This is a genomic window from Cytobacillus dafuensis, assembly GCF_007995155.1.
GTDB lineage: Bacteria > Bacillota > Bacilli > Bacillales > Cytobacillaceae > Cytobacillus > Cytobacillus dafuensis.
In genome coordinates this window covers 3797209-3820726 of the sequence record NZ_CP042593.1, presented here as the reverse complement: position 1 = coordinate 3820726, position 23518 = coordinate 3797209, and the positions used below count along the sequence as shown (strand labels likewise).

General features: G+C 37.3%; 26 protein-coding genes and 1 riboswitch. Of the genes, 22 read left to right on the top strand and 4 right to left on the bottom strand.

Annotated elements, in window-relative coordinates:
* Positions 1–76: 76 nt before the first annotated feature.
* Positions 77–598, top strand: coding sequence for an RNA polymerase sigma factor (locus FSZ17_RS18210; RefSeq protein ID WP_057772276.1), 522 nt, complete (start codon positions 77–79; stop codon positions 596–598).
* Positions 579–1532, top strand: a complete 954-nt coding sequence (locus FSZ17_RS18205; protein ID WP_057772274.1) for a hypothetical protein — start codon at positions 579–581, stop codon at positions 1530–1532. The genes FSZ17_RS18210 and FSZ17_RS18205 overlap by 20 nt, the downstream gene beginning before the upstream one ends.
* Positions 1533–1587: 55 nt before the next feature.
* Here FSZ17_RS18205 and pckA read toward each other — a convergent pair whose 3' ends face one another.
* Positions 1588–3174, bottom strand: coding sequence for a phosphoenolpyruvate carboxykinase (ATP) (gene pckA, locus FSZ17_RS18200; protein WP_057772272.1), 1587 nt, complete (start codon positions 3172–3174; stop codon positions 1588–1590).
* 201 nt (positions 3175–3375) lie between these two features.
* On the opposite strand from pckA, the gene FSZ17_RS18195 reads away from it, so the two are divergent.
* The 3 genes from FSZ17_RS18195 to asnB all read left to right on the top strand — a co-directional run bounded on the left by FSZ17_RS18195 (position 3376) and on the right by asnB (position 7897).
* Entirely contained in the window at positions 3376–3750 is a 375-nt protein-coding gene (locus FSZ17_RS18195; protein ID WP_057772270.1) for a thiol-disulfide oxidoreductase DCC family protein, read from the top strand.
* 92 nt (positions 3751–3842) lie between these two features.
* Positions 3843–3957: riboswitch (SAM riboswitch) on the top strand.
* Between the two features lie 366 nt (positions 3958–4323).
* Positions 4324–5523, top strand: a complete 1200-nt coding sequence (gene metK / locus FSZ17_RS18190) for a methionine adenosyltransferase (RefSeq protein ID WP_057772268.1) — start codon at positions 4324–4326, stop codon at positions 5521–5523.
* A 484-nt stretch (positions 5524–6007) separates the two neighbouring features.
* On the top strand, positions 6008–7897 hold the full coding sequence (asnB, locus tag FSZ17_RS18185) for an asparagine synthase (glutamine-hydrolyzing) (protein WP_057772361.1): 1890 nt from the start codon (positions 6008–6010) through the stop codon (positions 7895–7897).
* A gap of 189 nt (positions 7898–8086) precedes the next feature.
* Here asnB and FSZ17_RS18180 read toward each other — a convergent pair whose 3' ends face one another.
* Complete coding sequence (locus FSZ17_RS18180; protein ID WP_057772266.1) at positions 8087–8608, bottom strand: gamma carbonic anhydrase; 522 nt, start codon at positions 8606–8608, stop codon at positions 8087–8089.
* Positions 8609–8819: 211 nt separating this feature from the next.
* Between FSZ17_RS18180 and FSZ17_RS18175 the strand changes: the two genes are divergently transcribed.
* A complete protein-coding gene (locus FSZ17_RS18175; RefSeq protein ID WP_057772264.1) occupies positions 8820–9623 on the top strand; it encodes an alpha/beta hydrolase in 804 nt (267 codons plus the stop codon).
* 14 nt (positions 9624–9637) lie between these two features.
* Positions 9638–10741, top strand: a complete 1104-nt coding sequence (locus FSZ17_RS18170) for a tetraprenyl-beta-curcumene synthase family protein (protein ID WP_057772262.1) — start codon at positions 9638–9640, stop codon at positions 10739–10741.
* A 204-nt stretch (positions 10742–10945) separates the two neighbouring features.
* Here the strand turns inward: FSZ17_RS18170 and FSZ17_RS18165 are convergent, their stop codons facing one another.
* Positions 10946–11518, bottom strand: a complete 573-nt coding sequence (locus FSZ17_RS18165) for a tRNA 5-(aminomethyl)-2-thiouridylate-methyltransferase MnmM (protein ID WP_057772260.1) — start codon at positions 11516–11518, stop codon at positions 10946–10948.
* Positions 11515–12483 (bottom strand): tRNA modification radical SAM protein MnmL/YtqA, encoded by a 969-nt coding sequence (locus FSZ17_RS18160; protein ID WP_057772258.1) that lies wholly within the window; start codon positions 12481–12483, stop codon positions 11515–11517. The genes FSZ17_RS18165 and FSZ17_RS18160 overlap by 4 nt, the downstream gene beginning before the upstream one ends.
* Positions 12484–13150: 667 nt before the next feature.
* Between FSZ17_RS18160 and FSZ17_RS18155 the strand changes: the two genes are divergently transcribed.
* The 15 genes from FSZ17_RS18155 to FSZ17_RS18085 all read left to right on the top strand — a co-directional run bounded on the left by FSZ17_RS18155 (position 13151) and on the right by FSZ17_RS18085 (position 23399).
* A complete protein-coding gene (locus tag FSZ17_RS18155; RefSeq protein ID WP_057772256.1) occupies positions 13151–13414 on the top strand; it encodes a YtzC family protein in 264 nt (87 codons plus the stop codon).
* 12 nt (positions 13415–13426) lie between these two features.
* Entirely contained in the window at positions 13427–13591 is a 165-nt protein-coding gene (locus FSZ17_RS18150; protein WP_057772254.1) for a hypothetical protein, read from the top strand.
* Positions 13592–13961: 370 nt separating this feature from the next.
* Positions 13962–14930 carry a hypothetical protein gene (locus FSZ17_RS18145; protein WP_057772252.1) on the top strand — a complete coding sequence of 323 codons (969 nt, stop codon included), beginning with the start codon at positions 13962–13964 and terminating at the stop codon, positions 14928–14930.
* Between the two features lie 3 nt (positions 14931–14933).
* On the top strand, positions 14934–15383 hold the full coding sequence (locus FSZ17_RS18140; protein ID WP_057772250.1) for a cytochrome c maturation protein CcmE: 450 nt from the start codon (positions 14934–14936) through the stop codon (positions 15381–15383).
* Between the two features lie 20 nt (positions 15384–15403).
* Positions 15404–17383, top strand: coding sequence for a heme lyase CcmF/NrfE family subunit (locus FSZ17_RS18135; RefSeq protein ID WP_057772248.1), 1980 nt, complete (start codon positions 15404–15406; stop codon positions 17381–17383).
* Positions 17380–17892: a cytochrome c-type biogenesis protein CcmH gene (locus tag FSZ17_RS18130; protein WP_057772245.1), complete on the top strand. Its 513-nt coding sequence runs from the start codon at positions 17380–17382 to the stop codon at positions 17890–17892. Before FSZ17_RS18135 ends, FSZ17_RS18130 begins: the two co-directional genes overlap by 4 nt.
* 15 nt (positions 17893–17907) lie before the next feature.
* A complete protein-coding gene (locus FSZ17_RS18125) occupies positions 17908–18273 on the top strand; it encodes a hypothetical protein (protein WP_057772243.1) in 366 nt (121 codons plus the stop codon).
* A complete protein-coding gene (locus FSZ17_RS18120) occupies positions 18270–18623 on the top strand; it encodes a hypothetical protein (protein ID WP_057772241.1) in 354 nt (117 codons plus the stop codon). Before FSZ17_RS18125 ends, FSZ17_RS18120 begins: the two co-directional genes overlap by 4 nt.
* A gap of 1 nt (position 18624) precedes the next feature.
* Positions 18625–19344: a heme ABC exporter ATP-binding protein CcmA gene (gene ccmA / locus FSZ17_RS18115; protein WP_057772238.1), complete on the top strand. Its 720-nt coding sequence runs from the start codon at positions 18625–18627 to the stop codon at positions 19342–19344.
* Complete coding sequence (locus FSZ17_RS18110; protein ID WP_057772236.1) at positions 19325–20008, top strand: heme exporter protein CcmB; 684 nt, start codon at positions 19325–19327, stop codon at positions 20006–20008. The genes ccmA and FSZ17_RS18110 overlap by 20 nt, the downstream gene beginning before the upstream one ends.
* Positions 20008–20718 (top strand): cytochrome c biogenesis protein, encoded by a 711-nt coding sequence (locus tag FSZ17_RS18105; protein WP_057772234.1) that lies wholly within the window; start codon positions 20008–20010, stop codon positions 20716–20718. The genes FSZ17_RS18110 and FSZ17_RS18105 overlap by 1 nt, the downstream gene beginning before the upstream one ends.
* Before the next feature lie 15 nt (positions 20719–20733).
* Positions 20734–20865, top strand: coding sequence for a CcmD family protein (locus FSZ17_RS18100; protein ID WP_082625250.1), 132 nt, complete (start codon positions 20734–20736; stop codon positions 20863–20865).
* 16 nt (positions 20866–20881) lie between these two features.
* Complete coding sequence (locus FSZ17_RS18095; protein WP_057772232.1) at positions 20882–21394, top strand: TlpA family protein disulfide reductase; 513 nt, start codon at positions 20882–20884, stop codon at positions 21392–21394.
* Between the two features lie 54 nt (positions 21395–21448).
* Positions 21449–21973: a cytochrome c3 family protein gene (locus FSZ17_RS18090; protein ID WP_057772231.1), complete on the top strand. Its 525-nt coding sequence runs from the start codon at positions 21449–21451 to the stop codon at positions 21971–21973.
* Positions 21966–23399 (top strand): ammonia-forming cytochrome c nitrite reductase subunit c552, encoded by a 1434-nt coding sequence (locus tag FSZ17_RS18085; RefSeq protein ID WP_057772228.1) that lies wholly within the window; start codon positions 21966–21968, stop codon positions 23397–23399. The genes FSZ17_RS18090 and FSZ17_RS18085 overlap by 8 nt, the downstream gene beginning before the upstream one ends.
* Positions 23400–23518 lie beyond the last annotated feature (119 nt).

Genomic DNA, 23518 nt, shown 5'->3' with positions numbered 1-23518 from the left:
TCGAATCAAATTTTTCAAATATTGTAATTAAAACTTTTCTATTCCGTCTTATGTATAACAGAAAGGAGGAAAGAAAATGGAAGCTGGCCGGCAAATTGAACAATGGTTTTATCATTACGAAAAAGAGATAACAAGATACCTCGTTTACTATACGGGATCTAAAGATGTCGAAGATCTTGTGCAAGACACCTTTTTAAGAGCGTATCTATCCTATGAACGATTTAGATATGATTCTAATCCGAAAACATGGCTTATTTCAATCGCTCGAAATTCAGCAATTGATTACTATCGAAAAAGAACAGCATGGAAAAACCTAAAAGAAAAATTATTAAAGCAAAGTACCATAGATTCTATTCAAATAGATGAAAGCATCGTCCAAAAATCGGAATTGGTTCAATTATATAAAGCTATTAATCAATTAAAAGCAAATTACCGGGATGTCGTGCTTCTTCGGGGGATTGCGGAGCTTTCAGCAGCGGAGACAGCAGAGGTGCTTGGATGGACAACAAACAAAGTAAACGTGAACTTTTATCGCGCGACAAAAAAGCTAAATTTTCTTATGAAGGAGGCTGTGCAAGGTGACCCATCTTTCAGATAAACAGCTGCTAGAGAAAATGCGAAACTTCCCTGATTATGAATTAACGGGTGATCAGCGGGATAAAGTGATGATGGCAATTAGAGCGAATAAGGAAAATAATAAAAAAGTAAACTTTTATTGGAGAAAAGCTGGGGCTATCTGTGCCATACTTGCTATTTTGATTATTGCACCAATATTGCTTTTAGAAAATCTAAAAGGGGAAAAAGCCAATCAACCCGGGAATTTAATTCCTATGGCAGTCAGTGCTGTTCATTTTCCTTTAATAGATGAAAGCGGAAATCCAACTCGTGCAGAATATAACTTTGGCATACCTAATAAAGTCAGTATCTTAAGCCCTCCCGAATGGGTTGCAGAGGATTATAGGGGTGTAGGCAAATTATTGATCTTTTTATGGGGGGAAAAGGAAAATCTTTTAAATAAAAAATTACAAATCATAGGCATTCATACTGATACAGGCCTTGAGCTTGAAATGACAAATAATCTTATATTGAGTTCAAGTCCATATGATGCCACGGCACATGCTGTAACAAGTTTTAAGGTTTTTCCTCATTCAGGCAACTGGAATTTAAAATTCATGCTTGAAGGAAAGGAATATGCAACGTTTTCGATTTATGTAAAAGAGCCCTATGTACAAGTTGGAGATTCGACGCTCTTAATATCACAAGAAGATTTGCAAATTGGACATTACAAAGATGTCTCTCTAGATATTACTGGCTCTAATCTGCCTGAACAAATTGAAGTGGAGTCATTTAATCTTGAGGATAAAAAGAAAGAGGTTTTTATTTTCAAAGATAAAATGGATTTTATTAGAGCAGATACAATGCAAAATGGATCAATGTATACAGGTGAATTAACCTTAAGGAAAAGCGGAAAATATCGGTTGAAGATATTAGATCATTCAGCCATTGTTGAGGTTAAAAAAGCGGAACCATAATGTAAAAAAAACGAAAAGGGTGCCCAATCGGACACCCTTTTTCAATCATAAAATATTAAGCAACCGGTCCGCCCTTTTCTTCAATTTCAGCAGGGACGTTTGCGAATTTCTTAAAGTTTTCACGGAACTTAGAAGCTAATTCTTTTGCCTTTGCTTCATAAGCAGATTGATCTGCCCATGTTTTGTTTGGTTGAAGCACTTCATCAGGTACACCAGGTACATGTAGAGGAATGTTTAATCCAAAGATTTCATCTTTAACTGTCTCTACATTATTTAGTTCGCCTTCTAAAGCAGATTGTATCATAGCACGAGTGTAAGGAAGCTTCATGCGGTTACCAACACCGTATTCGCCGCCAGTCCAGCCTGTATTCACTAAGAATACTTTTGCGTTATGCTCGTCGATTTTCTTACCAAGCATTTCTGCATACTCAGTTGCAGGAAGCGGTAGGAATGGTGAACCAAAGCAAGTTGAGAATGTTGCTTGTGGTGAAGTAATTCCACGCTCTGTACCAGCTAGCTTAGATGTATAGCCGCTTAAGAAATGGTACATTGCTTGCTCTTTCGATAATTTTGCAATTGGAGGCAATACTCCGAATGCATCAGCTGTTAAGAATACAATTGTATTAGGATGACCGGCGATGCTAGGGTCAACAATATTATCAATCGCTTGAAGCGGATATGCCGCACGCGTATTTTCTGTAAGTGTGTTATCATCATAATCGGCTACACGAGACTCAGAATTAATAACCACATTTTCTAGTACTGAACCAAAACGGATGGCATCAAAAATTTGTGGTTCTTTCTCACGAGTTAAGTTAATGCACTTCGCATAGCAGCCGCCTTCGATATTAAATACACCATTTGGTGACCAGCCATGCTCATCATCACCAATTAAGCGGCGATTTGGATCAGCTGATAAAGTTGTTTTACCAGTTCCAGAAAGACCGAAGAATAAAGCAACATCACCTTCAAGTCCTACATTGGATGAACAGTGCATTGGTAAAATACCATTTTGCGGAAGTAAATAGTTCATAACGGAGAAGATGGATTTCTTAATTTCTCCAGCATATTCTGTTCCGCCAATTAGTACTGTACGGCGTTCGAATGATACAATAATAAATGTTTCAGAAGCAGTACCATCAACTGCTGGATCTGCTTTAAAGTTTGGAGCAGAAATAACAGTAAACTCTGCGTGATGATCTAATAATTCTTCATCTGTTGGACGAATGAACATTTGGTGTGCAAATAGGTTATGCCATGCATACTCATTAATAACTTGAATTGGAAGGCGATGTTTTTTATCAGCACCTGCAAATCCTTTGAAGACAAACACTTCATCTTTATCTTGTAAGTAGTTTAATACCTTCTCATAAAGGTTAGAAAAAACTTCTTCTGAAATGGGTTGATTTACACTGCCCCAATCCACTTTATCTTTCGTAGACGCTTCTTCTACAATGTATTTATCTTTAGGGGAACGACCTGTATATTTTCCGGTAGTTGCACAAACAGCACCGGTTGATGTAAGTGAGCCTTCTTTACGATTTAATACCTTTTCCGCAAGCTGAGGAACGGATAGTTGTACCTGAACATTATTTCCTTTTAATAAAGCGTTTAACTTATTCGGAATGCTAACAGAATTCATCTGATAAATACCTTCCTTTATACAGTATTATTTTGATAGTGATTTCAATTATAAATAGTATAACACATTAAGATGATTAGTCTATACTATTCATGAATTTTTTTCTCTTGCACAGTATTAATATCTTTTTTGAAGAAAACATTAAATTAGGATAAATGTGTTAAACTTTAAAGTATTAATGTTGAAATTAGGAATGATTACATGAAAACGATAGCATTGTACGATAAAACATGCTCCTTATGCAAGGAAACGAAACGAATTTTTAAAAAATTTGATTGGCTTCATAAGGTTGACTGGGTTTCGTTGCAGGAATACGAAAAAAGAGATCAGGCCATCCCGTTTGATTATAACAGTTTACGTACAGAACTTCATATAATTACTTCTGGTAGAAAAGTTCTTACTGGTTTTTATGCTGTAAGGTATTTGCTCACGATTTTTCCTGCTACGGTGGTTATTGGAGCTATTCTGTATATCCCAGGAATGTCGATTTTAGGAACTTTTATCTATAAATGGATAGCAAAGAATAGACATAAAATTCTTAGGAAAAATTGTGATAATGGCAGTTGTTCATTATAATGCGCATCTATTTGAAAAAACACCAAATGAACGTAAGAATTTTATTGACATTTTTTCATTATTTCCTTATGATTTAACCTTGAACGGATACTCTCTTATCCCGAGCTGGCGGAGGGACAGGCCCAATGAAGCCCAGCAACCTGCTAATGTTCTTTAATAGCAAAGGTGCTAACCTGACGCAAGGATTGATTCCTTGAACGATAAGAGTGAAAGGCGCGAATCGATTTGCTTCAACCTTTTCACATGGATGGAAAGGTTTTTTATTTTGCATTTTGATGGAAGGCACTTAAAAAGCGCTTAATAAAAACTCCAAATTTATTTCATACTATTTAGGGAATGAGTTCCGTATCAAACTGAGTTTGCTTATGATGATAATAAAAGTTCAAAAAGGAGAACAAAAAGAGCCGAGAAGTTCGAGGAGCGATAGTCGCGAGGACCGGAGTGTATGAAATTAATACATGAGGACCGGAGAGACAGAGCGACGAAGAAATTCGACAGCTATTTTTCCCGGACTTTTTTGAATATCCTCAAAAAGCAATCTCGATTATTTTATATATAAGGAGGAATATCAGAATGTCAACAAAACGTCGTTTGTTCACTTCTGAATCAGTTACTGAAGGTCATCCGGATAAAATTTGTGACCAAATTTCTGATGCAATTTTAGATGCAATTTTAGCGAAGGATGCGAATGCTCGTGTTGCTGCAGAAACGTCTGTGACAACTGGACTTGTATTAGTTGCAGGTGAAATTACTACATCTACATATGTAGATATTCCAAAAATTGTACGTGAAACAGTAAAAGAAATCGGTTATACTCGTGCAAAATACGGCTTTGATTCAGAAACTTGTGCGGTTTTAACTTCTATTGATGAGCAATCAGCAGATATTGCAATGGGAGTGGACCAAGCTTTAGAAGCTCGTGAAGGTAAAATGAGTGATGAAGAAATCGAAGCAATTGGCGCTGGAGACCAAGGTTTAATGTTCGGATATGCTTGTAATGAAACAAAAGAGCTTATGCCACTTCCTATTTCTCTAGCACATAAATTATCACGTCGCTTGACAGAAGTACGTAAAGAGGAGATTCTTCCTTATCTTCGTCCTGACGGAAAAACTCAAGTAACGGTTGAATATGATGAAAATAACAAGCCTGTTCGTATTGATACAATCGTTATTTCTACTCAGCACCACCCTGAAATTAGCTTAGAGCAAATTCAGCGAAATCTTAAAGAGCATGTCATTAACCCAGTTGTTCCACAAGAACTAATTGATGAGAATACAAAATACTTCATTAACCCAACAGGCCGTTTCGTTATTGGCGGACCTCAAGGGGATGCTGGCTTAACTGGCCGCAAAATCATCGTTGACACTTACGGCGGTTACGCTCGTCATGGCGGTGGCGCATTCTCTGGTAAGGATCCTACAAAGGTTGACCGTTCTGCTGCTTATGCTGCCCGCTACGTTGCGAAAAATATCGTAGCAGCTGGTCTAGCTGATAAAGTTGAAGTTCAGCTTGCCTACGCTATTGGTGTTGCACAGCCGGTATCTATTTCTGTCGATACTTTCGGAACAGGCAAAGTAGAAGAGGATGTACTTGTTGACCTAGTTCGCAAAAACTTCGATCTTCGCCCAGCTGGTATCATTAATATGCTTAACTTACGCCGTCCGATTTATAAGCAAACTGCTGCTTACGGTCATTTCGGACGCACAGATATTGATCTTCCTTGGGAACGTACAGATAAAGCAGATGCATTACGTGCAGAAGCTTTGAAATAATAAGAAAAAAGCGGGAGTTACATACAAAATGTAACTTCCGCTTTTTTTTATTCGTCTTATGATTGAAAGCATTTGAATAGATGATTAGGAAAAAACACTGCTCAATTCCTCACAAAGTTCCCGCTATTACATTCACCTTTAATTAACCAAAGAATCCAACCATGACACCATTCATCTTCAAAAATCTATTATAAAAATACATAAAAAAAGTCTGTGTTAAAGCTGAGTATTGAAAATGCTATTTTGTTGTTGATTGTAGCGGAAGGCGTGAGCTCCTCGAAAATGCTAACGCATTTCCTTCGTGCGGTGATTATTCAAAGCTTATTCAATGTCCTGTGGGAAATGCGTGTCCAGGGGTGACCCCGCAGGAGCGTTAGCGACGAGGAGGCTCCCCGACCGCCCGCGGAAAGCGAACGCCTGCAGCGGAAATCAACAAGGAAGTTTAACATAGACTAAAAAAAGAATTAGAATGGGTGAAAAAAGAATGTGTGGCTTTATTGGATATGTACAGGATCAGGGTCAAGGCGATACGGATAAACAGCTGCTTTTTCAAATGAATAATCTCATGATTCATCGCGGACCTGATGAGGCAGGCTATTATTTCGATGAATATGTTCAATTCGGGTTTAGGCGATTAAGTATTATTGATATTGAACATGGGCAACAGCCTCTTTCATATGAGAACGAACGCTATTGGATTATTTATAATGGGGAAATTTATAATTATGTAGAATTGCGAAAAGAGTTAACAGAAAATGGGCTAACATTTATAACTAGTTCTGACACAGAGGTCATTATCGCTTTATATAGCTTAATAAAAGAAAAAACAGTGGAAAAGCTGAGAGGAATGTTTGCATTTGTTATCTGGGATAAGCAAGAGAAAATTCTGTTTGGGGCGAGAGATCCATTCGGAATAAAACCATTTTTCTATCACGAAAGCGAGAAGGTTACCTTCTTTGCTTCTGAAAAGAAAAGCATTTTAGCTGAGCTTCGTAATGATGTGTTGAATGAGTGCTCCTTGCAGCACTACTTAACCTATCAATTCGTTCCAGAGCCGGATACTATGACGAATGGGATAAAAAAGCTTGAACCAGGTTATTATTTTACGAAGAGAATCGGCTCTCCAATGGAACTGAATCGTTATTGGAAAGCTGTTTTTCAGCCTGTACAGAAACAAGAATCGGCTTTTATACATGAAATAAGAGCTGTTTTATTTGACTCGGTAAAATTGCACATGCGAGGTGATGTCCCGATCGGATCCTTTCTTTCAGGTGGCATCGATTCCACTATTATTGCTTCGATCGCAAAAGAATATCATCCAAATATAAAAACTTTTTCTGTTGGATTTGAGCGAAATGGGTTCAGTGAGGTGGATGTCGCTAAGGGAACTGCAGATTGGCTTGGAATTGATAATATCAGCATTAATATTACACCTGAAGAGTTTATGAATGAGCTGCCAAACATTATGTGGCATATGGATGATCCCCTTGCAGATCCGGCTTGTGTCCCGCTTTATTTTGTTGCGAAGGAAGCAAAGAAGCATGTAAAGGTAGTTTTATCTGGCGAAGGAGCTGACGAATTATTCGGCGGCTATAATATATATCATGAAGTGCACTCTCTAAAGATTTTTAATTATTTTCCTATCTTAATAAAAAAATTCTTGAGTGCCATCACAAAAATGCTGCCTGATGGAATGAAAGGAAAAAGTTTTATTGAGCGTGGGGTTACACCTATAGAGGATAGATATATTGGAAACGCAAAAATATTTTCAGAATTAGAGAAATGCAAGTTCTACAAGCGGTATAAGAAAAGCATACATTTCACCAGCATTACGTCCCCTTATTATAAAGAAAGCCTTAAATATGATGCAATTAACCGAATGCAGTATATTGATATCCATACGTGGATGCGGGGAGATATTTTATTAAAAGCAGATAAAATGACAATGGCTCATTCCCTTGAGCTTAGGGTGCCTTTTTTAGATAAAGCAGTATTTGACCTTGCCTCTCAAATACCAAGCAGTCTTAAAGTTGCGAAAGGTACAACTAAATATATTTTACGAAAAGCGATGGCAGGGATTGTTCCAGATCACGTCTTACATCGAAAAAAACTTGGATTCCCTGTCCCAATTCGATATTGGCTAAAAGATGAAATGTATGATTGGGCAAAACAAACAATTCGCGAAAGTAACACAGATCATTTGTTTATAAAAGATCATTTATATAAGCTGCTTGATGACCACTGCTGTGACAAGGTAGATAATAGCAGGAAAATTTGGACGGTGTTAATGTTTATGGTGTGGTACACAGTTTTTATTGAAAAAGATTATTCAAGAGAATTGGAAACCATATTATTAAATGAAGCTAATCATTAAGAATATTCTTTTTAAAGTTTTTCCATGATGGAAATGGGATAACATTTTATTAGGTAAAATACATCAAAATAATTTTGGAAAGTAAAGAAGCCTAAAATCGGGAATAATTAGCGAAACCAGTCTTCATAAGAGATCATCAAAGATAAAGGAACGCTTCCTTTACAAGCGTTCCTCAATAGTTAGATAGCTCTATTGCTTTTCTTTTTGCAATGATTTGTAGTACTGTCCTTTTTCAGCGTATTCCCTGCTTATTCTTTCCATGTCTATAATATCTTCTGAGGTTAATTCTCGGATGACTTTAGCAGGTCTGCCAAACGCGAGCGTATTTGGCGGAATTTTTTTACCTTGTGGAACAAGGCTGCCTGCTCCAATAAAAGCACCTTCACCGATTTCAGCATTGTCAAGAATGATTGAACCCATACCAATTAATGCTTTACGGCGAATGACACAGCTATGTAAAATGACTTGATGACCGACTGTAACCTCATCTTCGAGTATGAGTGGATTATTTGGACTTTGATGAAGAACTGAATTATCCTGGATATTAACCTTATTGCCGATAATCGTAGGGGCTACATCCCCTCTAATCACAGTATTGAACCAAACACTTGATTCATCTCCGATGACAACGTCACCTGTAACTGTGGCATAATCGGCAATAAATGCTGACTCGGATATTTGAGGATTCTTTTCTTTATATGGATAAATCATTTTTTTCTTCTCCTTTAAATGTTGGTAGTGTTTAACTCGATTTTAACATAGAAGATTTCAACAAGTTATTATCTAATTCATGATTAGTATTTAAATTAAATAGAAAATAATAAGAGTATATCCTGTGAAGTAATAATATAACTACGCTATAATTTAATTTATTGAGCTAAAAATAATAATGCGCTGAACAAAATGGTTAGGAGGATAGATGATGTGGAAATGGGAAGCTGAAGGAGAAGCTAAAGCAGTCATTGTCATGGTCCATGGTGCAATGGAGCACCATCGCCGCTATGGTTGGCTAATTGAAAAATGGCGTTTATCTGGCTTTCATGTCATAATGGGCGATCTTCCGGGCCAAGGGATGACAACAAGATCACGGCGTGGTCATATTGATTCATTTGATGAGTATATTTTTGAAGTGAAGGATTGGATACAAGCAGCTTATAAATTTGAACTTCCTGTATTTCTGTTAGGGCATAGTATGGGAGGCTTGATTTCGATTCGTCTTTTGCAAGAGGAAAGATTGAAATTAGCTGGAGTTATTCTGTCCTCACCTTGTCTTGGTTTAATAAAGAGACATTCCAAAATACTTGATATGCTTTCTCTTGGCTTAAACATGATTGTCCCAAGCTTAAGAATGAATTCTGGGCTTACGGTTGATATGGCAACTAGAAATCAAGATGTTAGGGATGCTGACTTGAATGACACTTTATATGTGACGAAAGTGTCGATTAGATGGTACCGTGAGCTAATAGCTGCGATTAAGCTCGGTTTTGAAGAACTTGAAAAAATACAGAATGTCCCACTGCTTGTTATGCAAGGAGGAGAGGATTTAATTGTTAATAAGAAAACAGTAAATGACTGGTTCAATTTTGCACCTTTTTCAGAAAAACGGTTTAAAGAATGGCCAAAATGCTATCATGAAATATTTAATGAGCCTGAAAGGGAAGAAGTATTTGAATATGCAAAGGATTTCGTAAATAGCCAGTTAAAGGCAATTGGTTATATTGTTTAGGAGTGAGTTGTTTCATGGGTGTTCCTACCATGCCAATCAGTTTAATGTCTAAAGTTTATAGAAAAGTATTGCCTCTCGTACATAAGGAATTAGATTTCTGGAGGAAAAGGGCAGAGGCGATTCCAGATCCAGAGCTTAAAAAACAAGCTTTGGCAAGCATCAAGCATAAAACCTTTCATTGTGAAGGCGGAAGCATAATGGCATTAATGGCAAAAGATAATTATCGGAAGGCAATAAAATTTATTGTTGCCTACCAAACCATCAGTGATTACTTAGATAATCTATGTGATCGCAGCACCTCATTAGATCCAGAGGATTTTGCTGCTCTACATGAGTCAATGACAGATGCATTATCAATAGATGCCACATCAAAAAATTATTATCGATTAAGAAGTGAACAGGATGATGGAAATTATTTAGCTGATCTTGCTGCGACCTGCAGGGGAGTTCTATCTGAACTCGGAAATTACGAAGAAATTAAGGATCAATTAATGGAATTATGCAGTTATTATTGTGACTTGCAAATTCATAAGCACGTAAAAGTAGAGGAGCGTGTTCCGCGGCTTCAAGATTGGTTCGATGAAAATAAGGAACAGATTCCTGACATGGAATGGTATGAATTTTCGGCTTGTTCTGGATCAACATTAGGGATTTTCTGTTTGGTGTCGTATGCAATGAGAAACGATTTTCAACAAGATGATGCTATTAATATTCGTAATGGTTATTTTCCTTACATACAAGGACTGCATATCTTACTTGATTATTTTATTGATCAGGAGGAGGACCGTGTTGGAGGAGATTTGAATTTTTGCTTTTATTATGAAAATGAAGAAAAGCTATTCGATAGGCTGAGACATTTTGTTGTAGAAGCGGACAAGCATACCGACCGCCTCCCTCATAAACGCTTTCATCAATTGATAAACCGAGGTTTATTAGGCATCTATTTATCAGATGAAAAAGTCAGAAAGCAAAAAAATGTTAAGAAACTAGCAAGAGGGATGATAAAAACGGGAGGAATGGTAAGCTATTTCTTTTATTGGAATGGCAGAGCATACAGGACAATGCAAAAATGGATGCCCAAAAGTATAATGTCCACTATCGGTTCATGGAACCGATAATGGGCATTTTTCACTAACATCGCACAACCAAAAGGGACGATTTGTCGCAGATTAACGGGCAGTAAGACTCCCACTTCAAGGTTACGAGAGAATCAAAGAAACCTAAGTGGGGGATCAACTGCCCGTAAAGGCCCGATTGGTTCAACTAACCATCGGTGGGGGATGAAAGAAAAACCCCACTGATGGAAGTTTCACTTTATCCTTTTAACGCTTTTCAATAGCAATAATAAAGGGCGGGTCGTTCTGCTGATTAATAAATTGATATTGAAGCACATGGGACTTATTCTGGTCTAATTGTTTTACATATTGAAGGAGGGTATCACGCTCGACTTTACCCTCATCATGACCATGGTAAATGACAAGCACAATGATTCCCTCAGGCGCCATTATTTCTAATAGCTGCTCAATAGCTGAAATTGTCGTTGTTGGAATCGTTACAATCGTTTTGTCGCCGCCTGGCAAATAGCCTAAATTAAATATCGCTGCTTTAATTTTTCCATGATTTTCAGGGGGGATTTTGGTTAAAATATGTTCATGCCCGCTATGGAATAAATTAACGTGGTCAGAAAGTAAGTGCTCTTCAAGACGTTTTGTTGTCTTAACAACTGCTTCATTCTGAATATCAAATCCGAACACTTTACCTGAATGGCCGACCAATTTTGCAAGAAACAATGTATCATGTCCATTTCCTAAAGTAGCATCGACAACGATATCACCAGGCGCTACGGCTTTTTCAATTAATTTTCGTGCAAAAGGCAGGATACCGTCGAGCTTCATGTTGTTGCCTCCAATTGACTTTGCTTGTAGAACTTACCTTGCCAGCTGTTTCGACGTTTCAGTTCTGCATCTATTCCATTTAGAACTTCCCATTTATTTACACTCCACATTGGGCCAATCATCAATTCAATTGGACCATCCCCGGTAATCCGATGAATAATTATTTCCGGTGGTAAAATTTCTAATTGATCACAAACTAAGCTTACATATTGATCAAATGGCAAAAACTCAAGTAAACCTTTTTCATATTGCTTTACCATAGGTGTTCCTTTTAAAAGGTGAAGTAAATGTATCTTAATTCCTTGTACATCTAACTTAGCAACCTCTTTTGCCGTTTCCATCATCATATCAGGTGTTTCAAGGGGGAGTCCATTTATGATATGTGAACAAACCCGAATACCATGCTTCCGAAGCTTATTTATTCCTTCGACATAGCATTTGTAATCATGAGCCCGATTGATAAGCAGTGCTGTTCTTTCATGGACGGTTTGCAAACCAAGCTCGACCCATAAGTACGTTTTTTCATTCAGTTCAGCTAAATATTCGACAACATCATCTGGAAGACAGTCGGGCCTAGTGGCAATAGAGAGTCCAACTACTCCTTCTTGCATTAAAACTTTTTCATACATATCTCTTAGTACATCTACAGGAGCATGTGTATTCGTAAAGGCTTGGAAATAAGCCATATACTTGCCGTCTTTCCATTTTAGATGCATTTTTTCTTTTATCTCTTTAAATTGAGTTTCGAGATCATCTGCACGGTTTCCTGCAAAGTCTCCCGAGCCGGCTGCACTGCAAAATGTACAGCCCCCATGTGCAACCGTGCCATCACGGTTTGGACAATCAAATCCGCCATCAAGTGCCACTTTAAAAACCTTATGACCGAATTCATTTCTTAAATGATAATTCCATGTATGATAGCGTTTATCATCAGACGCAAATGGAAATGGATTTGCTGGAGTCAAATCAAATACCTCCAATTTTTATTTTCAAAATATCGCATAAAACTTATCGCAGATTAACGGGCAGTAAGATCCCTACCCCAATGATTGAAGATTCACTTTATCCCGCATTAACGGGCAGTAAGACCCCCACCTCAAGATTGAGAGAGATGCGAGGAAGATAGGTGGGGGACAACTGCCCGTAAAAGCCCGTAAAATGAACACAGACTAAAAGCGCCACAACGTGTGGCAACGTCTGCGTGACCCACTTCCTGTGGGCCGCAACTAACCATCAGTGGGGGATGAAAAAAACCCCCACTGATGGAAGTTTCACTTTATCTTATCATGAAGTATGAATGTAATCCAAAGCTAAATTTGCCAGTAAATTGTCTAGATAGGAAAAAGAAATATGAACAAACTAATGATGAAGCAATTTGCTTCTGAAAAGACCCATTCTTTATCGCAGATTAACGGGCAGTAAGACCCCACTACAAGGTTGCGAGAAAATCAAAGAAACCTAAGTGGGGGATCAACTGCCCGTAAAGCCCTATAAAATGAACACAGACTAAAAGCGCCACATCGTGTGGCAACGTCTGCGTGACCCACTTCGTGTGGGCCGCAACTAACCATCAGTGGGGGATGAAAGTAAACCCCCAATGATGGAAGTTTCACTTTATCAGGAGGGGATTTGATGGCAACCCGTGAATCAATGGATAACTTGATCCAGCAATGTGAGGATGCAATACGATTTGCCAATGATCAGCTGCAAGAAGGAAGGATGCAACAGCATTATGATGATCTTGGCTATACAGATGCTCTCCAATCTCTTGAGGCTGCTTACAATGACTTATCAAAGCTTGCTCTTAGTTCGAATGCCCAACAGCGTGAGCAACTTCATCGAATGAGGCTGCAACTGCAGCAGCTCCAAAACCAAATGATTAATATTCCCCATTAAGGAGTGAGGGTATTGGCTAAAAAACGATCGAAGCAGAGAAACCCAGAACAGAAAAACCGTAATGGGATCAATAATCAAGATACAGAGCTTGGAAATGACTATGATATCGTCAAACAAGCAAAAAAGAAATATGAAATGAAGGGACAGTCAGTTAAATCAAAATTTCATCCTGAATAATCAATCTTAAAGGCCCCAATGCTTTGTGCATTGGGGCCATATTTATTTTTAAGGACTATTTGATCTCCACTGATTAAAGTTTCGCATTATTTCGATCGTTTTCCTGTTACATTGCATTTTAGTTCATGTTCACAAGTTGGTAAATAACAAACGAAAAAAGTGTGATTTGAATCACAGATAGACATTCGTTGAAATGGTTTAAATAGGGTAGGGTAAATATTTTTTCCAAATAGGGTCCTATCGAATCAAAATTGGAATATTCTTACAAAAATAAATGTGAAAATGTTCACAAAATAGTCAAGTTTTCAAATGAAACGCCCTAAATGCGTTATTTAAACAAAGGCTTAGTGAAATAGAAAGGGTGTAAAAAATGAAAAAAATTATTCTGTCTTGGATATGGATAGCTTTCCTCGTACTAAGCTTTCCGAGAAATTTCTTTGCTGAAACACAAAACCCAATCTTAAAACTGGAGGAATTAAACATACAAGTAATGCCAGAATATGCTTTGCACCCTAAGGATAAAGAAAAATCAACTCCTTCCTTGTTAATTGGCTATCATGGAACTTTAAAAAATACGACAGAAAACCCGCAGAAGGGACAGATTGAAATTCCGCTGCCAGTGAATGAAAAGAATTTTCGTATTGGCTTTGTAGCTGACTACAATCGTGACTTATCTGAAATGAATGAAATTGATTATAAAATCGATAAGAAAGCAGGCATCATTTCTTGGGAAACGAGTGAGGATATTCAACCACAGGAAGCTTATAAATTTGTAATTGAATATTATTCAGACCAGATTAAAACAGATGAAGATAAAAAATCACTGTCTTATCATTTTAAAAGCTTCACTGATATCGGGCTAGTAAGTGTGATTTTTCTAGAACCATTAAAAACCGAAAACTTTACATTGACTCCTGCGGCAGATTCGCATCAAGAAAATGGATACGGGATGAATATGTTTTTGTATCAATATCAGGGGATGAAGCTTAATGAGGAAAAGGAGTTTAAGCTCGAATATAATCGTTCAGAAGCGAAGACAACAATAGAATTAATGGAAGAAATGGCTGGAAATTCTCCTCATGGAGAAGGAGCAGTTAAAAAAAATGAAACTCTTCCCATAGGAGTAACCATTTCTGTTGTTGGGGGCATAAGCATACTTTCAGCGATCCTTCTCGTTATTTTTTTTAAAAAAAGGAAGAAGAAACCAAATGTAAAGAAAAATGAAACGAATAAAGTAAATGAATTTGAGCTTAAGAAGTCAAGATTAAGAACGATGCTCCTCGAAGGAAGCATTACAGAGGAAGAATACAAAGAATTATTAAAGAAAATAGGAGGATAAAAAATGTCTAAAAATAAAAAAATTATGTTTGGTTTATCACTTGCAGCAGTAGCCATTATGATCATGTTTTTTTCAACAATGCCAAGTGCTGGTAGTAAAGAAGTTTCAATCGAGGAATTAATGACAAAAAAAGACATTTACCAAGATGAATATGTATTAACTCAAGGATTATTAAAAGAGGATTCAATTAAATGGAATGCAGACAAAATTGAGCTGAAATTTGAAATTTTTGAAGAAGGAAAAACAAAATATCTCCCTATAAGATACGAAGGAGTCAAGCCTGATAATTTTTCTGATGATGTGATTGTTATTGTAGAGGGCTTTTTAAGGGAAGATGGAGTATTTGAAGCGGAAAAGGTCCAGACAAAATGCCCTTCCAAATATGAAGGCGAAGATCCAAATAATTATGATGCAGGAATGCATAAAAAAATGAATGAAAATAAGCAGGACTAATTAGACAGGCTGGTGACAACATGTATTTAATTGGTAATATTGCTCTCATCTTAGGAATCGTCATATCTTTATACTCATTAGCTGCTAACATAGTCGGACTGAAAAGAAAAGATAGAAGGTGGCTTGAAAGTGCAAGAGGAGGGATCATGTCCCTTGCTTTTGTAACGAGTATTGCAGCCTTTCTATTATTCTATATTCTAGGTACAAGTCAGTTTCAATATCAGTATGTAGCTGCATATACAAATAGTCAGCTGCCTTTAATCTATAAGTTAGCCGCATTTTGGGCTGGAAATGCAGGGTCATTATTGCTTTGGACCTTTTTGTTAAGCATCTATGCAGCGATTATCGTTTTTAATAAGAAAAAACAAAACAGTATGATTCCCTATGTATCCATTATTTTATTGCTAAATATGCTATTTTTCTATATTGTGATGGTTTTCAATGCAAATCCATTTGAAATGACAGATACAATACCTGCTGATGGTAAGGGATTAAATCCAATGCTCCAAAATCCTGGTATGGTTATCCATCCACTTACGCTCTATATGGGTTATGTTGGATTAGCTGTTCCATTCGCATATGCCATCGCAGCTTTACTCATGAAAAAGATGGACGCACAGTGGATTAAATTAACGAGACGTTGGACTTTAACTGCATGGCTATTCTTAACACTTGGCAATATCATAGGCGGCTGGTGGGCCTATCTTGAATTAGGCTGGGGCGGCTATTGGGCGTGGGACCCAGTGGAAAATGCTTCCTTCTTGCCTTGGCTAACTGTTTCAGCTTTTCTGCACTCCGTTATGATACAAGAGCGAAAAGGAATGCTTAGAACATGGAATTTAAGCTTGATTATTTTATCTTATATCCTTTCCTTGTTTGGGACATTTTTAGTGCGAAGCGGAATTTTAACAAGTGTTCATGCTTTTGGAGACAGTAACCTTGGCACTTACTTCTTAGTATTTATGGCATTTATGATGCTCTTTGCGATTTATGTTGTAGCAACTCGCTATCAGCTTATTAAAAAAGAGAGTAAACCAATCGAAGCCTATTTTTCTAAGGAAAGCAGCTTTCTTTTGAATAACTTTATCCTTGTTGCAGCTGCTTTTGCAGTGTTTTGGGGTACGATGTATCCATTAATTTCAGAAACGATTACAGGCACAAAAGTAAATGTTGGTGCACCATATTTTAATAAAGTAATGGCACCGATTATGCTGGCACTAATCCTTTTGATGGCCATTTGTCCTTTAATAGCATGGCAAAAGGCAGTATTTGATCGATTCATTAAAAACATGCTGGCTCCTTTATTAACAGCAATTGCTTTTGCTATCATCCTTGTCGCAATCGGAGTAAAGGGCTTATACGCCATTATCGGCTTAACCGTTACGGTATTTATGTTTGCTGTTCACTTAACAGAATTTTGGCGTGGAATTTGTGCACGCAGGAAAGCGACGAAAGAAGGCTTTTTGAAAGCAGCCATACAATTGACTCGAAAAAATCAGCGCAGATATGGAGGCTACATCGTTCACATCGGCATTGCCATTATTGCGGTTGGCGTCATTTCTTCCCAGGCTTATTCTCAAGAGGTAATGAAAACAGTAAATAAAGGTGAGACCTTTAAGGTTGGTCATTATGACCTTACTTTCAAGAATCTTGCGGAAACAAATAAAAATGGGAATGGAATCGTTTATGCAAATCTTGATATTACCTATAAAGGAAAAGACGATGGCAGCATTAAACCAGAAAAGATATTTTATGCTACATGGCCAGAGCCTTCAACAGAAGTAGCCATTAAATCCAACTGGAAAGAGGATTTATACGTTGTTCTCAGTTCTTGGGAAAGTAAGGATAAGGTCACATTCGTCGTAAAAATAAACCCATTCGTTAGCTGGATTTGGGCAGGAGGAATCATAATGCTAATAGGAACTGCTATTGCATTACTTGGAGGCAAAACAACCTCCTCCTTAAGAGTAAAAAGTCAGCAGGCTGGGGGGCAAAAATGAGAACAATCTCGAGAAGAAAGCTAATAAAATATTCATCTGTGCTGCTTGTCTCGTTTGTATTCCTCCAACTAGGAATAAATGTAAATACAATAAGTGCAAAATCAACCTACACCTATAATTCTAAAGAGTTTCACTCTGTTATAAACAAGCTTGATATGCAAGGACATGCAGACCATGATATTTCAACATGCACAATCAAAAAGGTCTACTATGATGAAGTGTTAGAGGCACTGAATGAAGGGACCTCAGAAAAAGAAATTTTGCAGTCATATGTTGACGAGTACGGTCAAGCTGCATTAAGAGCCCCTGGAACTGAAGGAAGTGGCATGATTGCCTGGATCATGCCAGTAATTGGTTTCATATTAGGTGGCATTGGTGTTGGATACGGAATTAAGAAACTAACAAATAAAAATGCAAGTACAGAGACGTTATTAACAAATGAACTACCGGAAACTGAAATGAAAATTATTGAACAAACATTTGAAGAGGAAAGGCGAAGGCATTTTTAAAAGGGAGGGATTTATATGGACTATGTGTTTCTTATTGTCGGTTCGGCGATTGTTATAAGTTGTATTTATTTTATTATTTCCCCCTTTTTTAACAATGAAAAAATGGTATTAGCTGAGGGAAACGAAGAAGAAATGCCATTGGAAATGATTTATGCAGCAGTTAATGAGCTTGAAATGGATTATTTGATGAAGAAAATTACCAAAGAGGATTTTGAGTCGATGAAGAACCGATATCAATCACTTGCTGCAAGCTATATGAAAATAGAAAGTAACGAAAGATCTAGTCATTCAAAGGGAAATAAAACAAATGACGTAATTGAACGGGAAATTTTAAAGGAACTAAATAAACTTCGCAAGCAGAAAGGACAGATGGAAGGATGAGTGAAATACCGCCTTTCCACCCAGAATGGCTAGTATCCTTTTGGCTGGGTACGCCAATTTTAAATACAATTAATCCTCACTTCGTATTGATTGTATTAATTGCTGTCTTGATTTTCAAGCTTATAAAAAGAAGAAAGAACACACATGAACATGATTATGAAGAGATGCAATTTCAGCTTCTTTTAAAAAAGAAGGCAGTCATTGAAGAACAAATGACAGAGCTTGAAAGGAATAAGAAGCTAGGAGAAGTAACGGATTTACAATATTCCAAAATCATTGAGGAATACAAGCAGCACCTTGATACAGTGAAAAAAGAACTGCTTCGATTCACTCAAGAAAGAGTTGGATAAAATGCTTGAATTAAAGAATATGACAAAAATTATTGGAGATAGGATCATCATTAGAAATCTTTCACTAGCTATCGAGCCGGGAGAAAGTGTAGCCATACTTGGTCCGAATGGAGCTGGGAAAAGTACATTCTTTAAGCTTGCAGCAGGGCTGATGCAGCCCACGAGTGGAGACATATATTTAAATGGAGAGCTAATAAAGAAAAAATCACAATTATTGAAGCAAAAAATTGGATATTTAGGGCATGAATCCTTTCTATATACGGCTTTAACACCACTTGAGAATTTACTCTTTTATGCAAAATTATACAAAGTAAAAAATAGAGAAGAAAAAGCTATGGAGCTATTAAAAGCAGTGGGACTCCATTATTTTAAAGATATTCCTATTCGTTCATTTTCAAGAGGGATGGTACAGCGGCTAGCAATTGCTCGTGTTTTGCTAGCTGATCCAGAAGTGCTTTTACTTGATGAGCCACATACGGGATTAGATCAAGAAGCAATCAGTTTGCTTAATAATCTTATACTAGAGAAGCAGAGGAAAGGCATTGCTATACTATTAATCTCTCATGATTTTGAACAAGTCATTAAAGTTTGTGAAAGAGCGATTATCCTTAATAAAGGAAAAGCTGCTGAGTCTCGGAGCATTGATAGGCAGGCAGGTTTAGCTGGTTTGAAAAAATGGTATGACAAGGCGGTGAGCGGATATGATGACGATTCTCTCTGACGCTTTAGCAATTGCTAGTAAGGATATACGAAATGAATTGAAATCAAAGCAGACAATCGGCATGATGGTCATCTTTTCTAGCCTTGTCATACTCATTTTTAGTTTTGCATTTGATCCTACAAATAACACTGTAAAAGCGATTATTCCAGGTCTTATTTGGGTCATTACTATTTTTTCAGGGCTACTAGGGTTGAATCGTTCATTTTTATTAGAGAATGAGAATGCAAGCTTAACAGGGTTAAAGGTAGCCCCAATCGATTTATCGAGTATTTATCTTGGCAAAGTCATTGCAAATTTTCTATTTGTCATCATTACGCAGATCATTAGTATTCCTGTTTTATTTATACTATTTGATTATCGTTTTACAGGCGAATGGGTTTGGTTCCTTTTGATTGTGTTTATAGCTACATTTGGATTTATTACTGTTGGCACCTTCTTGGCAGCATTAGCAGCAAATGCAAAGAATAGTGAGATGCTGCTCCCTGTATTGCTGCTTCCTTTGCTCAGTCCTTTGATGATTGCTGCTGTTCAAGCAACGAGAATTGTTCTTGGACAAGATGGAATAGAAGATGCATTATCTTGGCTTCAGCTAATGGTTGGATATGATTTGCTCTTCTTTGCCGCATGTTTTTTCTTATTTGAGTTTTTAATGGAGGGATCTTAATGAAACAACAGTCTTCATTGATTGATCGTATATTATTTCTTTGTCTCGTCCCCGCCTTCTTTATTGCATTGTATCTGGTGTTTATTTGGTCACCAATTGAAAAACAAATGGGCGTTACCCAGAAAATCTTCTATTTTCATGTAGGCTCTGCTTGGGTCGCTTTCTTAGCATTCTTTGTAGTCGGTTTTTATAGTGTTTTAACATTAAGAAGACCAACAGAATCTAGATTTATTCATGCAGGAGTTTCGGCCGAAACCGGTGTTCTCTTTACTACAATCGCATTGGTTACCGGAATGATTTGGGGGAAATCAGCTTGGAACACATGGTGGACATGGGAGCCTCGACTCGTCACAACATTAATACTGTGGTTTATTTATGTAGCCTATTTGTTCGTAAGAAGAATGGAAGGGGCATGGGAAAAAATCGCAAAGCTTTCAGCCGTGTTTGGGATTATTGGATGTATTAATGTTCCAATTGTCTTCATGGCCATTCGCTGGTGGAACACAAAGCTGCATCCAATTGTTTTTGGAGAGGGGAAAAACCAAAAGGGTGGAGGAATCGAGCCAGAGATGCTTATAACTCTTCTTTTCTGCATCGGTACAATTACCCTTTTCTATATTTTTTTAATGCGTAAAGGAACAGAAATTGAAAAAATGCGTTTGACTGTAAAAAAAACAAAAGCAAAAGTAATTGAAAAATTAGCAAGTTAATAGGAGGCGGAAACAATGCAATATTTATTTATAGCATATTCAGTTATTTGGGGATTACTTGCAGGATATATTTTTATTCTAGGAAAGCGTCAAAAAGACTTGAAAAAAGAGCTTCAGCTCCTTGAGGATTGGAAGTCAGAACATTAAAAAGCGGGTGAAATGAATGAGGAAAAGACTCGTTCCAACTATCATCATCATAATTACTATTGGGATCATCGGTGTTCTAATAAGCGGATTAAGCGAAAAGGTATCAGCAAATCCAGGCGATACAGCCTTTGATTATACCCTTAAGGATATGTATGGAAAAGAACATAAATTATCTGACTCTAAAGGAAAGATTGTTGTATTAAACTTTTTTGCTACATGGTGCCAGCCTTGTATTGATGAAGCTCCAGAGCTAGAAGCATTTGGAGCGGAATATAAAAATGCAGAGCTTTTCATAATCGCAAAAGGCGAAACAACAAAGAGAATGAACAAATACATTGAGGAATCAAATTCCAAATTGAGCTATTTACTAGATACAACTGAGGATGTATCTAAGAAATATAATGTTATTGGCCAGCCTGAAACGATCATTATTGATGAAAATGGAATAATTGTTGAGAGATTTTCTGGCCCTACGACTAAGGAACATTTAATTGAACTTATCGAAAACATTCACAATTCCCAGGATTAAAATGCTGTTATCAGCGTTTTAATATATATAGATAAAAAAAGGGAGGTGAAGAAAATGCTAAAAAAGCTATTAGCCATCGATAAAAAGCTCTTAATTATGATTGGAGTATTTGTGGGAATTATTGTCTCTGTCGTTACAGTTAAAACATTTGCCTATACAGATTCTGCAGATTTCTGTCAAAGCTGTCACATTATGACGAATGTATATGAATCTCATGGAGATTCAACGCATGCAAAGCTAGCTTGCAGTGATTGTCACTTGCCTCACGAAACATTAGCAGGGAAGTTAGTGTTTAAAGCAAAATCAGGTATTGGACATGTGTATTACAATACGCTCGGTTCTGAAAAAATACCTGAGGTACTGCTAACGACCGAAGATTCAAAAAAAGCCGTCAATCAAAACTGCATTAATTGCCATGAGAGCACATTAGATAATGTTTCTCATGATGCAAAGGATAGCTGTTCAAGCTGCCACCAGGCAATCCCGCATGGCAAAGGCTTTAAAACAGAAGATTTCTATAAACCACCTAAATCAGGAGAATTGTTAGATACTAAAGGAGGTACGATGAATAATGGCTAGGACTTATCGATGGACATTTTTATTCCTGGCTGCTGTCATGCTCATTATCTCAGGCTGTTCAAGTTCAGACAATGCGAGTACTGAAGCAAGTTCTGATAAAACTGGTCTGTCAAAGGATGAGATTAGTAATGAAGCGTTTAAGGATTTATTTCCGCTTCAATATGACAGCTATCAGAAAAATGCAAAAGAGGAAGATACGAAATACAGTGGTTCTGTAAAAAGAAGTAAATTCGATGAAGATAAAGAACCGTACTTACCGATTCTTTTTAACGGATATGGATTTGCTACTGATTACAACGAGGATCGAGGACATGTTTATGCAAATGAAGACATTCGATCAACCATGCGAATTACAGATAAATCAATTGGATCTTGCTTAACATGTAAATCAACAGCAGTTCCGCAAATGATTGAAGAAATGGGCGATGAATATTGGGGTGGAAGCTTCAATGATGTCGTTTGGCCAAAGGCGGAGTCGATGGGACACTCTCCAATCGGTTGCTCTGACTGCCATGATCCTGAAACAATGGACCTTCGCATCACTCGTCCAAGCTTTATTAAAGCAATGGAATCTAAAGGTGTTGACATGTCAAACCCGACGAAAAATGAAATGAGAAGCTATGTATGTGGTCAATGTCACGTAGAGTATTATTTTGCACCAGAAAATGGGGAGGTTACATTCCCATGGGCAAATGGCTTTAAGCCAGAAAATATGTATGAATACTATGATACTGTGGCTAAAGACAGAGGATTTGAAAAAGATTGGGTTCATAATGTTTCAGGTACTCCGATGTTAAAGGCACAGCATCCGGATTTTGAAACACATATGGAAGGTCCTCATGGAAAAGCCGGTGTAAGCTGTGCTGATTGTCATATGCCATATGAGCGTGCTGACGGTAAAAAGAAAATTAGTTCTCACTGGTGGCAATCACCACTTAAAACTATGGAGAAATCTTGTGCAACCTGTCATAGCAACCGCGACCTTGATGATCTCAAAGACCGTGTTGTAAGCATCCAGGATACACATATGAAGGCATTACATTCAGCTGAGGATATTTCTATTTCTTCACACTATTATGTAAATAAAATGATCACTTCTGGAGTAAGTGAAGAGAAAATAAAAGAAGCACAAGAACATGTACGTAAAGGACAATGGTACTGGGATATTGTTGCCGCTGAAAGTGCTGCAGGCTTCCATAATCCGCAAGGAGCAATGGATTCATTGAAAATCTCTAGTGATGAGTCGAATAAAGCGATTCAAATTGCTACTGAGGAGCTTGCAAAGAAAGGCGTAAATCTAGAAGAATTAAATAAAGAGATAGAAAAAGCGAAGAAGGCTGTTTTAGAAGAGAAGGAAAATCCGAAAAAGAAAGAGCATGTAATTAATGGATATTTCCCACCTCAACAGCCTGCTCCGAAAAAATAAAAGCGAAAAGTAAACTATGAAAACACTGTACAAATGAGACTTGTACGGTGTTTTCTTTATTATTTTGTCAAAATTATGAACTACTGTCAATTAAACTGCCTGAAATATCATAATGTTTT

Bases quoted from the DNA above. Each gene is read 5' to 3' on its own strand.
- asnB (WP_057772361.1), top strand. From the start codon at position 6,008: ATGTGTGGCTTTATTGGATATGTACAGGATCAGGGTCAAGGCGATACG.
- FSZ17_RS18170 (WP_057772262.1), top strand. From the start codon at position 9,638: ATGGGTGTTCCTACCATGCCAATCAGTTTAATGTCTAAAGTTTATAGA.
- FSZ17_RS18195 (WP_057772270.1), top strand. From the start codon at position 3,376: ATGAAAACGATAGCATTGTACGATAAAACATGCTCCTTATGCAAGGAA.
- FSZ17_RS18125 (WP_057772243.1), top strand. From the start codon at position 17,908: ATGGACTATGTGTTTCTTATTGTCGGTTCGGCGATTGTTATAAGTTGT.
- FSZ17_RS18135 (WP_057772248.1), top strand. From the start codon at position 15,404: ATGTATTTAATTGGTAATATTGCTCTCATCTTAGGAATCGTCATATCT.
- FSZ17_RS18210 (WP_057772276.1), top strand. From the start codon at position 77: ATGGAAGCTGGCCGGCAAATTGAACAATGGTTTTATCATTACGAAAAA.
- FSZ17_RS18140 (WP_057772250.1), top strand. From the start codon at position 14,934: ATGTCTAAAAATAAAAAAATTATGTTTGGTTTATCACTTGCAGCAGTA.
- FSZ17_RS18105 (WP_057772234.1), top strand. From the start codon at position 20,008: ATGAAACAACAGTCTTCATTGATTGATCGTATATTATTTCTTTGTCTC.
- FSZ17_RS18145 (WP_057772252.1), top strand. From the start codon at position 13,962: ATGAAAAAAATTATTCTGTCTTGGATATGGATAGCTTTCCTCGTACTA.
- FSZ17_RS18120 (WP_057772241.1), top strand. From the start codon at position 18,270: ATGAGTGAAATACCGCCTTTCCACCCAGAATGGCTAGTATCCTTTTGG.
- FSZ17_RS18155 (WP_057772256.1), top strand. From the start codon at position 13,151: ATGGCAACCCGTGAATCAATGGATAACTTGATCCAGCAATGTGAGGAT.
- FSZ17_RS18180 (WP_057772266.1), bottom strand. From the start codon at position 8,608: ATGATTTATCCATATAAAGAAAAGAATCCTCAAATATCCGAGTCAGCA.
- FSZ17_RS18130 (WP_057772245.1), top strand. From the start codon at position 17,380: ATGAGAACAATCTCGAGAAGAAAGCTAATAAAATATTCATCTGTGCTG.
- FSZ17_RS18165 (WP_057772260.1), bottom strand. From the start codon at position 11,518: ATGAAGCTCGACGGTATCCTGCCTTTTGCACGAAAATTAATTGAAAAA.
- FSZ17_RS18100 (WP_082625250.1), top strand. From the start codon at position 20,734: ATGCAATATTTATTTATAGCATATTCAGTTATTTGGGGATTACTTGCA.
- ccmA (WP_057772238.1), top strand. From the start codon at position 18,625: ATGCTTGAATTAAAGAATATGACAAAAATTATTGGAGATAGGATCATC.
- FSZ17_RS18090 (WP_057772231.1), top strand. From the start codon at position 21,449: ATGCTAAAAAAGCTATTAGCCATCGATAAAAAGCTCTTAATTATGATT.
- FSZ17_RS18085 (WP_057772228.1), top strand. From the start codon at position 21,966: ATGGCTAGGACTTATCGATGGACATTTTTATTCCTGGCTGCTGTCATG.
- FSZ17_RS18175 (WP_057772264.1), top strand. From the start codon at position 8,820: ATGTGGAAATGGGAAGCTGAAGGAGAAGCTAAAGCAGTCATTGTCATG.
- FSZ17_RS18095 (WP_057772232.1), top strand. From the start codon at position 20,882: ATGAGGAAAAGACTCGTTCCAACTATCATCATCATAATTACTATTGGG.
- pckA (WP_057772272.1), bottom strand. From the start codon at position 3,174: ATGAATTCTGTTAGCATTCCGAATAAGTTAAACGCTTTATTAAAAGGA.
- metK (WP_057772268.1), top strand. From the start codon at position 4,324: ATGTCAACAAAACGTCGTTTGTTCACTTCTGAATCAGTTACTGAAGGT.
- FSZ17_RS18110 (WP_057772236.1), top strand. From the start codon at position 19,325: ATGATGACGATTCTCTCTGACGCTTTAGCAATTGCTAGTAAGGATATA.